The organism is Bacterioplanoides sp. (assembly GCF_965219715.1).
Classification (GTDB): Bacteria; Pseudomonadota; Gammaproteobacteria; order Pseudomonadales; family Oceanobacteraceae; genus Bacterioplanoides.
On record NZ_OZ244785.1, the window covers coordinates 4,739,127 to 4,751,578 of the forward strand.

Below are 12,452 nucleotides of genomic sequence, written 5' to 3' on the forward strand. Positions count from 1 at the left end.
TGTGTCGATTACCGGTTCAGTAACAAAGGTCAATCCAGGCTTTTGCATTAACAAAATTGCGGTGATTGGCCTGGGGTTGATTGGTTGTTCCTGGGTTAAGGGCCTGCGTATGCGCGGTTGCGTGCAGCAGGTCTCGGGCTATGACCGTAACCTGGACTCCATGCAGTTGGCGCAAGAGCACGGCATCATTGATTCCTACGATGAGGATATCCAGCAGGTTGTGCGTGGTGCTGATCTGGTGATTGTCTCTGTGCCTATTTTGGCGATTGATTCGGTGCTGGAATCCATTGCTCCGGTTATTGGTGAAAATACCGTGTTAACCGACGTAGGTTCGGTTAAAGGTTCGGTGGCTGCTTCAGCCTCGAAAATCTTTGGTGCTGATTTTAATCGTTTTGTCCTTGGCCATCCGATTGCAGGCTCCGAACGCAGTGGTGTGACTGCTGCGGATGAATATCTGTATCTCAACCACAAAGTTATTATTACACCGGAAAATCATACGTCTCATCAGGCCCTGGCGTTAGTGCGTAATGCCTGGTGTGCGGTGGGTGCCGATGTGGAATATATGGCAGTGGAGCACCATGATGAGGTGCTGGCTGCGACCAGTCACCTGCCTCATTTATTGGCTTATTCGCTGACGGACACGCTGGCGAACAGTCATGAAAATAAAGAAATCTTTAATTACGCGGCCGGCGGCTTTCGCGACTTTACCCGCATTGCAGCCAGTAGCCCGGTAATGTGGCGGGATATATTTTCTGCCAATAAAGACCAGATTTTAAAAACGCTGGATTTATTTCAGCACGATCTCAAATTCTTGCGCCAGGCTATCGAGGAAGACGATACCACTCAGGTGATGGGGGTTCTGACCCGGGCCAAAGTTGCGCGTGACCACTTCTCAAAAATACTCGCCCGCAGGGCCTATGTGGAACCTATGAAAGCGACATCTATTACTTACCGTGCCCTTCCGGGCAAGGCGTTATCCGGCAGCTTCCGAGTGCCGGGGGATAAATCCATTTCTCACCGCTCAATTATGCTGGGCTCGCTGGCGAACGGCACAACCGAAGTGACCGGCTTTCTCGAAGGGGAGGATGCTCTGGCAACGTTGCAGGCATTCCGTGATATGGGTGTGGTTATTGAGGGGCCGCATCGTGGTCGCGTAACTATTCACGGTGTTGGTTTACATGGTCTGCAGGCACCACCCAATGCGTTATATGTTGGTAACTCGGGCACCACGATTCGTTTGTTGTCTGGTCTGATGGCTGGCCAGAAGTTTGATGTTGAAATGAGTGGTGATGAGTCTCTATCTAAGCGTCCAATGGGTCGCGTGGCGAACCCGTTAAAAGAGATGGGCGCTATTGTAGAAACCGCTGAAAATGGCCGTCCGCCTCTTGTTATTAAAGGCAGTGAGGTGATTAAAGGTGGCTCTTCTCTGAAAGGCATTCATTACGATCTGCCAATGGCCAGTGCTCAGGTAAAAAGTTGCGTGCTGTTGGCTGGTTTGTATGCCGAGGGTGAAACCTCTGTGACTGAACCGGCACCAACCCGTGACCACACAGAACGTATGTTGAAAGGCTTCGGCTACGACGTTCAGGTTGAGGGTAATAAGGTTACTCTGAAGTCTGGTGGTGAACTAACCGCGACTAATATCGATGTGCCGTCTGATATTTCTTCTGCTGCTTTTTTTATGGTCGCGGCGAGCATTATGCCGGGTTCCGATATTACTCTGGAGCACGTGGGTATTAACCCAACCCGTATCGGTGTGATCAATATTCTGAAAGCCATGGGTGGCAATCTGGAAGTATTGAACGAACGCGAAGTGGGCGGCGAGCCGGTGGCGGATGTCCGCATTCAGAGTGCTCAGCTGAAAGGGATTCATATTCCGGAAGATCAGGTGCCGCTGGCGATTGATGAATTCCCGGCGCTGTTTATTGCAGCTGCCTGTGCCGAAGGTGAAACCGTTCTGACTGGTGCAGAAGAATTACGCGTTAAAGAGAGCGACCGTATTCAGGCCATGGTCGATGGTCTGGTCACGTTGGGCGTTGATGCAAAAGGCACTGAAGACGGCGCAATCATCCAGGGCTTCGGCTCTGATGGCAGCTTTGGTGGTGGAGAGATCGTTACGCATCATGATCACCGTATTGCCATGAGCTTTGCCGTTGCCTCTCTGCGTGGTAGCGAAGCGCCGATCAATATTCTGGATTGTGCCAATGTTGCAACGTCTTTCCCGAACTTTGTTGAGCTGGCTAATGGCGCTGGCATGAATCTGACTGTGGAAGAGGTGTAATTATGGCTGTTGCTAATCCAGATGCTCCGGTAATCACAGTTGATGGTCCATCCGGTGCCGGTAAAGGTACCGTCTGTGCTCGCCTGGCTCAGGAATTGAACTGGCAGTTGTTAGACAGTGGGGCTTTGTATCGTATTACCGGCCTGGCATCTGATCGTAAAGGGCTGGCGCTTGATGATGAGCCGGCCGTTGCTGATGTGGCTGCTAATCTGGATGTGCGCTTCGAGCCGACTCCGGTGGGCGTCAAAGTGATTCTGGAAGGCGATGATGTGACTGACCAGATTCGTACCGAAGAGGTGGGTAGTCTGGCTTCTCAGGTGGCAGCATTGCCTGAAGTTCGCACGGCACTATTACAGCGCCAGCGCGACTTTCAGACTCTGCCAGGCGTGATTGCTGACGGCCGGGATATGGGCACCGTAGTATTTCCTCAGGCGCAGGTAAAAGTCTTTCTGACTGCCAGTGCCGAAGAGCGCGGCCAACGCCGTTATAAACAGTTGACTGAAAAGGGCTTTGATGCTAGTTTGCCCGCCCTTATCGAAGACATACGTGCCCGGGATGAGCGAGACAGCAACCGTGCTGTGGCTCCCCTGAAGCCTGCCGACGATGCCACTGTTATTGACAGTACTTCTATGACCATTGAAGAAGTCTGCAATCAGGTACTGGATCTGGTGAATAAAGCCGGATTGGCCTGAGTAGGTGTGTATACAGAGCAGCGTACTCTGAGATTGAAATAAAACACTGGCCAGTGGGCCGTGCAGTCACAAGCGCAAACATCGCTGAAGACTGGCTCAACAGTGTTTTGTTTTGAAAATAAACTAACCCCGGATAACTGGCTATCCGGCAAGCGTTAACTTCGGCTTCCTGACCGTTAATCAACAAAGGTCAAGTTTGAAGCACGCGTAACGAGATAGGTATATATCATGACCATGAGCGAAAGCTTTGCTGAACTATTTGAAGAATCCTTAAAAGAACTGGATATGCAGCCTGGTTCTATTGTTACTGGTACTGTTGTTGATATCGACAGCGACTGGGTAACAGTAAACTCTGGCCTGAAGTCTGAAGCGGTTATCCCTCGCAGCCAGTTCCTGAACGAAAAAGGCGAGTTAGAAGTTGCTATCGGCGACGAAACTCAGGTTTCCCTGGAAGCAGTTGAAGACGGCTTCGGTGAGACCAAACTGTCTCGTGAAAAAGCTAAGCGTGCTGAAAGCTGGAAAGAACTGGAAAAAGCTTTCGAAGCTGATGAGCTGGTTACCGGTATCATCAATGGTAAGGTTAAAGGTGGTTTCACTGTTGACCTGAAAAACATCCGTGCATTCCTGCCTGGTTCTCTGGTTGACGTACGTCCGGTACGCGACACTCTGCACCTGGAAGGCAAAGAGCTGGAATTCAAAGTTATCAAGCTGGACGCCAAGCGTAACAACGTTGTTGTTTCTCGTCGTGCTGTTCTGGAAGCTGCTAACTCTCAAGAGCGTGAAGAGCTGCTGGCTAACCTGCAAGAAGGTCAGTCTGTTAAGGGTATCGTTAAGAACCTGACCGACTACGGTGCATTCGTAGATCTGGGTGGTGTTGACGGCCTGCTGCACATCACTGACATGGCTTGGAAGCGTATCAAGCACCCAAGCGAAATCGTTGCTGTTGGTGACGAGATCGACGTTAAAGTTCTGAAGTTCGACCGTGAGCGCAACCGCGTATCTCTGGGTCTGAAGCAACTGGGTGATGATCCATGGGTTAACATCAATGAGCGTTACCCAGAAAACGCACGTGTTAAAGCGCGCGTTACTAACCTGACTGACTACGGCTGTTTCGCTGAGCTGGAAGAAGGTGTTGAAGGTCTGGTTCACGTTTCTGAAATGGATTGGACTAACAAGAACATTCACCCAAGCAAAGTTGTTCAACTGGGCGACGAAGTAGAAGTGATGGTTCTGGATATCGACGAAGAGCGTCGTCGTATTTCTCTGGGTATCAAGCAGTGCACCATGAACCCATGGGAAGAGTTTGGTACTAAGTTCAACAAAGGCGACAAGATCAGCGGTAAGATCAAGTCTATCACTGACTTCGGTATCTTCATTGGTCTGGACGGTGGTATCGACGGTCTGGTTCACCTGTCTGACATTTCTTGGAACGACAACGGCGAAGACGCTGTTCGTAACTACAAGAAAGGCGATGAGCTGGAAACTGTTATCCTGTCTATCGATCCAGAGCGTGAGCGTATCTCTCTGGGTGTTAAGCAGCTGGAAAGCGATCCATTCTCCGAGTTCGTTGCTGAGAACGACAAAGGTGCTCTGGTAACTGGTAAAGTTGTTGCTGTAGACGCTAAAGCCGCTACTGTTGAGCTGGCTGAAGGTGTTGAAGCAGTACTGAAAGCTTCTGACATCAGCCGTGACCGTGTTGAAGACGCGCGTAACGTTCTGAATGAAGGCGACGAAGTTGAAGCAGTTATCACTGTTGTTGATCGTAAGAACCGTACTTTAGCTCTGTCTGTTAAGGCTAAAGACGATGCAGCTGACAAAGCAGCTCTGAAAGAGCAGCGCGCTAAAGCTGATGCTGAAGTAGCTGGTCCTACCACTATTGGTGACCTGATCAAGGAGCAGCTGAACAAGTAATTGTTCGTTGTTCTGAGAAATCAGCTTAAGAAAAACCCGCCTTCTGGCGGGTTTTTTCGTTTAGCGGGGCTGGAAAGTGGTCTAATTTTCGCAATTGTTTAAATAATGTTCATCTGGGGTTGCAAATAAAATCGCCTAACTGCATGATTTAGTTAGGTTTATTGTCATGCTACAAACAAAAGCACGTTCTCAAGGAGGGAATGACGGTGACAAAATCTGAACTGATCGAAAAAATTGTATCCAGGCAGCCGCAGTTATCATCTAAGGATGTAGAGCTGGCGGTAAAAACCCTGCTTGACCATATGTCGCAGACGTTGTCGTCTGGTGAGCGGATTGAGATTCGTGGTTTTGGTAGTTTCTCACTGCATTATCGTGCTCCTCGTGTTGGGCGTAATCCGAAGACAGGGGAGACGGTGGATCTGAAAGGAAAGTTTGTTCCACACTTCAAGCCGGGTAAGGAACTCAGGGATCAGGTTAACGATAGCCTGATTGAAGAGCATTAATCTGCAGGAAGTAACATGAAACAGATTAAGTTAGTGCTGAGCATTGCAGTGTTTCTTGCGGTGTTGGCTTATACATTGGCTTTCGCTGCGCACAATAGTGACACGATCAGCATCAACTTCTTAGCGGGCTTGCAGGTCGCTATGCCTATGGCTCTGTGGTTAGGGCTGTTCTTTTCTGCAGGAGCCTTGTTGGCCTGGTTGATTACTGGTGTAACCAATGCTTCGCAGAAAATGAAATTACGTAAGTTGCATAAAGAGTTAGAAGAAACCAAGCGGCGTCTCGATCGGGTATCCTGAATATGATGGATTCTGCACTGGTTTATGTGCTGCTTTTATTGGGTATCGCCATTGGCTGGACATTGGGGTACCGTTTTGCCAAGCAGGTAAAGAAGTCTACGCCCGAAGACTGGATGCCAAGTGTCGAAGATTTGTTGGCGCAGGCGGGTGATGTTTCGCTTGAGCGCCTTTTAAATGTTTCCAGTCTTGATGATGATTCTATCGATCTGTTTTTAAAGCTTGGCAAAACCTTGCGTGAAAAGGGAGAGGTCGACCGAGCGATCCATTTGCATCAGTCTTTATTTGCCCGCACTGATCTTTCAAAATCAACTTTACAAACTCTTGAATTAGAGCTTGCGATCGATTTTTCTTATGCCGGTTTGCTGGATCGTGCTGAACGCCTTTTCACCGAGCTATTGGATGCAAAAGGGCGTGTTAGGGAAAAAGCTTCCTCTCATTTGGTGGAGTTGTATGAGGAGGAAGGTGAGTGGCAGGAAATATACGACCTATATCTGAATAAAAAAATTCATATTTCTCCCGGGTTAGCCAGAAGAGTGTCTCATGCCGTTTGTGAATTGGCAGAATCTGCCGTCGCTGCCGGTGACTTTCTGGAAGCGCAAAAACTGTCTCGTGCAGCGTTAAAAATCGACAATGCCTGTGCCAGGGCCTTTGTTGTGTCTGGGAATATGGCTTTTGGTCAGAAAGAATATCATGAGGCTATTCGTTGTTATTTGCGTGCGGTGGAAATTGATCCTCAGGCGTTGATATCCATTCTTGATCCCTTGGTCGATTCTTTTAAGCATGTCGGTGATGCCAGTGGTTTATTGAATCATTTATCCAGGCACTGGAAAGAAACTCATTACGTTCCCGCATTGGTGGCAAAAATAGATTGTCTGGCTGAAGAGCAGGGGCCAGAAATGGCCATTGGCTCTCTTCTTCAGGAGCTACAAAACCAACCTTCTAACTCAGGTTTTTTCTCTCTTGTAGAAATGGTTGTGCGTCACAAACAGCAGCTCGATAAGTCGCAGTTGTTAATACTCTATGATATTCTGCGGCGCATTGTTGAAGATGAACCTAAGTTCATTTGTAAGAATTGTGGATTTAAAGCAAAAGAGCCTCATTGGCGCTGCCCGAGTTGTAAAAACTGGGCAACGGTTACCTCTTTTGTACCAACGGCTCAAAAAGTGAAATTGGATATATGACTACTTTGTCACCAGTTGTAGTAGCACTGGATTACCCGAATCAGGATTTAGCGATAAACATGGCTCAGCAACTTGATCCGACTCAGTGTCGCGTGAAAGTTGGTAAAGAGCTGTATACTGCTTCTGGTCCGGTAATTTTAGAAAAATTACACGCTTTGGGCTTCGACGTATTTCTGGATCTTAAGTTCCATGATATTCCAAATACCTGCGCCAAAGCCGTTGGTGTTGCAGCTGATCTTGGCGTTTGGATGGTAAACGTCCATGCGTCAGGTGGTCGTCGTATGATGGAAGCTGCCCGTAACGAATTGGATAAAAAATCGCATCAGCCTTTGTTGATTGGTGTGACTGTTCTGACTTCGATGGAGCAGAATGATCTAGCTGGAATTGGTTTGAATCTGGATCCACAAGAGCAAGTGCGCCGTTTGGCCTTGCTAACTCAGAATTCAGGTTTAGATGGTGTTGTTTGTTCTGCGCAGGAAGTCGAGTTAATTCGCAATAATTGCAGCCCTGAGTTTTTGACGGTGACTCCTGGAATTCGCCCTGCAGGCTCAGAGCAAGGCGATCAGCGCCGGGTATTAACTCCGCAGCAAGCATTGGCTGTTGGAGTAAATTATATGGTTATTGGCAGACCCATTACTCAGGCATCTGATCCTGCGTTGGCCTGTAATGATATTCTGGAAAGTTTAAGTACTGGTATTTGATTGTGTCTGGCACGGAAGCACAAGAAAACTGGTATGTGGTATTAACTAAGCCACGCCAGGAAGAGCGCGCACTTCAGCATTTGCATGAGCAGGGGGGAGAGGTTTTCCTTCCATATATACAACTAGAAAAAATACGCTCTGGTGCATTAACAATAAAACAGAATGTGATGTTTCCTGGTTACTTATTTCTTAAGACCAGTAGTAGTTCCCCACTATTAAACAAAGTCCGCTCCACGCCAGGCGCTCGCTCATTATTGCGCTTTGGTATTGAGCCCGTCGTAGTGCATGAAGAGTTGATTGAAAGCTTGAAGAGCAAATGTTTTTGCGACGCTTCTGCAGAAGTATTTAAAGAAAATCAAAATGTTCGCATTAGCTCTGGTCCATTTAAAGACTATCTTGCGATGTTTAAAGAATACGATGGTGAAAAACGCGCCATTGTTTTATTGAATTTGCTTAATCAGCAACAGGAACTTGCAGTAGAGCTGACGCAGCTCTCTGCATAAGGTTTATGACAATGTAAATTCTGATGCGACAACAGGGAAAGTTCGCGACGAACCTTAGGGCGGTAGCGTGTCTGTTGAACTACTGGTTGCTCTTCGCCTTTAATGAAATGAAAATAGCAAGTGCCGAAACCGGCTATGTCAGTCTTTTAAATCAATGTTGCTTGCACGGCATATTGAAGTGGTAGTAGTTGACCTGCTCGCAGAAAAGGCTGGGTTGCTGAGCAGCAAGTAATCACCGATAGTCTATTTGGAAAATGAACGATTTCTTGGCCTGTAGAGAGTTGAACTTTGCGGTAACTCTGGACAAGCGGGATGCTTATCAAAATGCTGATTATGTGGTGATTATGTGGTGATTATGTGGTGATTATGTGGTGATTGCGACCCCAGCGGATTACTACGTAGAAACGAACTACTTCATTACTCCGTCAGTTGGGGCGGTATTCAAAGATGTAATGACTATTAACCCACAGGCAGTAATGGTTATTAACTCCATAGTACCGGTTGGGTATACATGGCGTATTAGGGAAGAGCTAAACTGTGAATGGTTGATGTTCTCGCCAGAATTTCTGCGGAAGGGAGGGGTCTCATTTGATTGGATAAACCCGTCCCGGATTAATGTTGGCTCACGAAGCGAGCGAGCATGGATTTCTGTAAACCTACTAGCCGAAGGTGTAGTAAAATCAAATATTGATATTCTGTTTACTAACAGTACGGAAGCCGAAGTTGTTAAATTATTTTCCAATACTTATCTGACGATGCGAGTGAGGTATTTTAATGAGCTGGAGAGTTGCACTGAAATCCATGGACTGAACGCGAAGCAGAGTATTGAATGTATGAGGTTAGATCCTATAACTGGTGATCATTGTTTGCCGAAAGGCACCAAACAGTTATTGGTTAATTTCGACGACAGTGATGACAATGTAGCGCGCTATTATAGATCCCAATACCAAACGAAAAGTCCTTATTATGGGCTTGGCTCTTAAGCGTAGCCTGAAAGTACTGAGTACTTACAGTTTAGTGATGAAGAGTGGTTCGGATAACTACCGTGCATCCACAATCCAAGGTGTGATAAAACTGATTAAGACTATAGGTGTCGAGGTTGGGTGTGCGAGCCGGTACTGGAAGGAGGCAAGCTTTTTCATTTCCGAACGATCACTGATTTAGAGGTATCGGATGTTATTGGAGCGAATCGCCCGTGCGAAGAAATTAGCTATGTCTTTGGTAGAGTTTATGCTCGTGACTTGTTTGGTAGTGATTGATATAAAGTATAATTGTATTGGTTTTTTAGTTAAGAATAAGTCTTAGTGCTTTGTTGCTGGAAGCGCTGTGGAACGATTTTTAGAGGTGAGGGTGAACTTATGGGTGGACTGAGTGGCGCTACTGTCTGCGCTATCTTGCCGGTTTTTAGAGACGACCGGATTGTAGACGCTGTTAAAGCTTTGCTTAAGCAGAAGGTTAGATTTGATAAAATTATTATTCAAGATCCTTTAGGTGAATATTCTCATCTTGAGGGGCTTTGCGATTCTATTTTTGTAAATCATGAAACTGATGAGGGGCTATTTGACGGAATAGATAAGTGTATTGATAAATATAAATACGATTTCTATTTTCTCCAAGGTGCTGATGACTTGTTAGTTGATAATGACTTTCTTTCTCGCTTCAAGTCCTTAGCTTCTGAGCCAGATATATATTTCGAGAGAATTAGAATTGTTGGAGAATCGAGAGTACGATTATGGCCACCGGGCTTTTTTGTTAAAGCAGGGGTGGTTTTACCTCCACATTTTGGAAGCGTGTACAAAAGAGATGTTTTGCTCTCTAGTAGGATGAGAGACTTCGCTGTAGGCGGTAATGTTGGAGCTGACTCTGCTTGGTTTTATACTTTAGATACTGATAAGTTAAAGATGAAGTATACCAATGATCAATCTTTTGTTATGGCTGCAGGTGGTATTTCTAATAATAGTTTGTTGTCGCCTCTTAAGAATCTATTGAGTATGGAAAAGAAGATTAGAAGGCACGGTTCAGGAGTCCCATTAGCTGTGGCTAAATACTGTATTTCTTCATTTCTAAAGTTGTTTTTTATAAGAAGGCTATAATGAGAAATAGTAATTACTTACCCGTTTACACAGATGGGGTTGAGGAGGCTTTGCCAAAATTTCTTCCGCACTCTCGGTATAGTAAGCTGGGCTTTACTCATTTGTTATTGAATGGATTCGTTCCGCCACCATATTCTCTAATTGATGGTGTTAAATCAATAGCACCGTTTGATGAAATGAAAGTTGATTATTCCTATTCTGATTTATTTCCGAAGTCTTCAAAAAGTGGTTGCAAATTCAATATGTCACGCTTTGAAGAGATATTTTACGAATATTTCAAGGTCAATGTGCCTGTTGAATCCAAAGTTTCAATACTATATAGCGGTGGGAAAGACTCAACAGCAATTGCTCTATTGTTAAGTAGGTTGAGGTCAGACGTAAAGGTTAAACTTTTCTTTTTGAATAATCCCGATGAGTATGAAAGGGCAAAGGCTCTTTCTGATAGCTTGGGCTATGAAATGGAAGTCATTGATGTTGATTGGGAGGGGGCGGTAGATGCATATTCTTCAATGACTTACTTTTGTGGCGACTTGAGTGCACCTAACTACATTGTTGCCCAGAAAGCAGCAGAAAAGTGGTCGAGTATCATTTTTGATGGCTCAGGAAATGATCTATATTCAGGCCATATTCCCTCTAGAAACGATATGATTAAATATTACTTAAAGCGTTTAGTTGGCAATAAACTCAAATATTTGCATAAGTTCCTTCCTGCTCGTTTTCGGTTTCTGGCAAGGCCTGCATCATTGATATTTACTTACAATTACTTTCCGGTTTCTTCAGAAGTGCGTGGTCTAAATAGTTATATGACTTCTGAATACGAAAAATATTGGAATTATGTAGATAACAGATTTTCTGATAAATGTATAGAGGACTACAAGGTTAATACCAGAGGGCGTTTTCTAGATAATTTTCAAATATATACTAAAACTTTTTCTTACGAAGGGAGCGGGCAGGTCTTCCTCCCTTTTTGTGATAAAGATATTGCAACATACTTATCTAGATTGGAATTGGCCGAAAAATTTACTCCGGGCCGAAATAAAGAATACCTCAGGAAGTATCTAAATAAGTACTTGGACTACGAAGGTTTTCCCGGAGGAAAGCAAGGAATGGATTCAATTTTTCAGCGGGATAGTGAAAGTATATACGCACTGCTATCGGTCTATAAGTATAGGTCGAAATTTGTGTCTCTAAATTATAGGCTTGCAAAAACTTATCCAGGTTGGGCGCAATTGCTTTGTGGAGTTTGTATTTGGGCAGACAAGTATAATGTATCTTTGGATGATGTTTTGATGGGAGATGATATATGAAACATTTGGTCGTGACTGGTGGTCTTGGGATGTTGGGTTCGAATCTAGTCAATGCTAGCTTTTCTCGCTTTGATAGTATTACTGTCATTGATTCTAACATTCGCGGAATGAAAGATTATGCAATTAATCTCTGGGGAGAGAATAAATACGATTTAATAGAAGAGGATGTTCGAGAGATTTCTAAGGATAATGTTGATAAGCTTTTAAGTAAGCATGGAGATATATATTTTGTTCATCTGGCCGATGTTGTTGCAGGTATTGGATATGTTTTTAATAATCAGTTTTCGATATTGGAAGAAAATACAAGTATAGATATTGCAGCATTTAAGCTTTCCAAGATGATTGATGCTAGTAAAGTATTGTATGCCTCAACTGCATGTGTATTCAATCAAGCAAGTCAGAGGAGCTTGGATGCGAAAGTTTCTATCTCAAAAGATTTATTTCCAGCTAATCCAGAAAGTACATATGGCTGGGCAAAATTATTTGGTGAGCTTGCTTTATTTAATTTGTATGATGAGGCAGATAATGTAGGTGTAATATATTTTCATAATTTAATTGGAACTCCGTGTGATTTTTGGAGTGAGAGATCACAAATGTTGCCAAGCATTGTTAATAGGTTGTTGTCTTTACCTGATGATGAGCCTAAGGTTTTGACGGTTTGGGGGAGTGGTAAGCAGGGAAGGGCATTGGTTCCAGTTCAATTAGCTGTTGAGTCAATTTTGAATACTTTAAGCTTGGAGAAAATCCAAAAAAGGAACCAAGTTGGCCCAGAATTTTGTACATCAATAAGAGAGGTGGCTGAAATATTGTTATCGAAAACAGATGGTAAGTATGTTTTGGATTTTGATCTGACTAAACCAGAAGGAGATATTGGTAGATCAGTGGCGGCAGGTGAAAGCAGACTTGTAGCCAAAATCACGATGGATGATATACGACAAGTAATTGGTGATGTTTATCTTTGGGTTAAAGAGCGGAAAGTATAA

12 protein-coding genes are annotated in these 12,452 nt (G+C 44.8%); all 12 read left to right on the forward strand.

Going from position 1 to position 12,452, the window contains the following annotated elements:
- Position 1: 1 nt before the first annotated feature.
- The 12 genes from ACOQOZ_RS21875 to ACOQOZ_RS21930 all read left to right on the forward strand — a co-directional run bounded on the left by ACOQOZ_RS21875 (position 2) and on the right by ACOQOZ_RS21930 (position 12,452).
- On the forward strand, positions 2-2,281 hold the full coding sequence (locus ACOQOZ_RS21875) for a bifunctional prephenate dehydrogenase/3-phosphoshikimate 1-carboxyvinyltransferase (RefSeq protein ID WP_420592445.1): 2,280 nt from the start codon (positions 2-4) through the stop codon (positions 2,279-2,281).
- Between the two features lie 2 nt (positions 2,282-2,283).
- On the forward strand, positions 2,284-2,973 hold the full coding sequence (gene cmk / locus ACOQOZ_RS21880) for a (d)CMP kinase (RefSeq protein ID WP_420590276.1): 690 nt from the start codon (positions 2,284-2,286) through the stop codon (positions 2,971-2,973).
- Positions 2,974-3,207: 234 nt separating this feature from the next.
- The gene (gene rpsA, locus ACOQOZ_RS21885; RefSeq protein ID WP_420592446.1) at positions 3,208-4,884 is read left to right on the forward strand and encodes a 30S ribosomal protein S1; all 1,677 of its coding nucleotides are present in this window, start codon (positions 3,208-3,210) and stop codon (positions 4,882-4,884) included.
- Between the two features lie 206 nt (positions 4,885-5,090).
- A complete protein-coding gene (gene ihfB, locus ACOQOZ_RS21890) occupies positions 5,091-5,387 on the forward strand; it encodes an integration host factor subunit beta (protein WP_420590277.1) in 297 nt (98 codons plus the stop codon).
- A 15-nt stretch (positions 5,388-5,402) separates the two neighbouring features.
- On the forward strand, positions 5,403-5,684 hold the full coding sequence (locus tag ACOQOZ_RS21895; RefSeq protein WP_420590278.1) for a LapA family protein: 282 nt from the start codon (positions 5,403-5,405) through the stop codon (positions 5,682-5,684).
- Between the two features lie 2 nt (positions 5,685-5,686).
- Positions 5,687-6,865, forward strand: coding sequence for a tetratricopeptide repeat protein (locus tag ACOQOZ_RS21900; protein WP_420590279.1), 1,179 nt, complete (start codon positions 5,687-5,689; stop codon positions 6,863-6,865).
- The gene (gene pyrF / locus ACOQOZ_RS21905) at positions 6,862-7,566 is read left to right on the forward strand and encodes an orotidine-5'-phosphate decarboxylase (protein ID WP_420590280.1); all 705 of its coding nucleotides are present in this window, start codon (positions 6,862-6,864) and stop codon (positions 7,564-7,566) included. The genes ACOQOZ_RS21900 and pyrF overlap by 4 nt, the downstream gene beginning before the upstream one ends.
- A 2-nt stretch (positions 7,567-7,568) precedes the next feature.
- Positions 7,569-8,069 (forward strand): transcription termination/antitermination NusG family protein, encoded by a 501-nt coding sequence (locus ACOQOZ_RS21910; RefSeq protein ID WP_420590281.1) that lies wholly within the window; start codon positions 7,569-7,571, stop codon positions 8,067-8,069.
- Between the two features lie 368 nt (positions 8,070-8,437).
- On the forward strand, positions 8,438-9,052 hold the full coding sequence (locus tag ACOQOZ_RS21915) for a hypothetical protein (protein ID WP_420590282.1): 615 nt from the start codon (positions 8,438-8,440) through the stop codon (positions 9,050-9,052).
- A 375-nt stretch (positions 9,053-9,427) separates the two neighbouring features.
- Positions 9,428-10,162, forward strand: coding sequence for a hypothetical protein (locus ACOQOZ_RS21920; protein ID WP_420590283.1), 735 nt, complete (start codon positions 9,428-9,430; stop codon positions 10,160-10,162).
- Positions 10,162-11,469 (forward strand): DUF7411 family protein, encoded by a 1,308-nt coding sequence (locus tag ACOQOZ_RS21925; RefSeq protein WP_420590284.1) that lies wholly within the window; start codon positions 10,162-10,164, stop codon positions 11,467-11,469. The genes ACOQOZ_RS21920 and ACOQOZ_RS21925 overlap by 1 nt, the downstream gene beginning before the upstream one ends.
- A complete protein-coding gene (locus ACOQOZ_RS21930; protein ID WP_420590285.1) occupies positions 11,466-12,452 on the forward strand; it encodes an NAD-dependent epimerase/dehydratase family protein in 987 nt (328 codons plus the stop codon). Before ACOQOZ_RS21925 ends, ACOQOZ_RS21930 begins: the two co-directional genes overlap by 4 nt.

Coding starts and splice junctions, on each gene's coding strand:
- ACOQOZ_RS21900 (WP_420590279.1), top strand. CDS start 5,687: ATGATGGATTCTGCACTGGTTTATGTGCTGCTTTTATTGGGTATCGCC.
- ACOQOZ_RS21895 (WP_420590278.1), top strand. CDS start 5,403: ATGAAACAGATTAAGTTAGTGCTGAGCATTGCAGTGTTTCTTGCGGTG.
- ACOQOZ_RS21925 (WP_420590284.1), top strand. CDS start 10,162: ATGAGAAATAGTAATTACTTACCCGTTTACACAGATGGGGTTGAGGAG.
- cmk (WP_420590276.1), top strand. CDS start 2,284: ATGGCTGTTGCTAATCCAGATGCTCCGGTAATCACAGTTGATGGTCCA.
- ACOQOZ_RS21920 (WP_420590283.1), top strand. CDS start 9,428: ATGGGTGGACTGAGTGGCGCTACTGTCTGCGCTATCTTGCCGGTTTTT.
- rpsA (WP_420592446.1), top strand. CDS start 3,208: ATGAGCGAAAGCTTTGCTGAACTATTTGAAGAATCCTTAAAAGAACTG.
- pyrF (WP_420590280.1), top strand. CDS start 6,862: ATGACTACTTTGTCACCAGTTGTAGTAGCACTGGATTACCCGAATCAG.
- ACOQOZ_RS21930 (WP_420590285.1), top strand. CDS start 11,466: ATGAAACATTTGGTCGTGACTGGTGGTCTTGGGATGTTGGGTTCGAAT.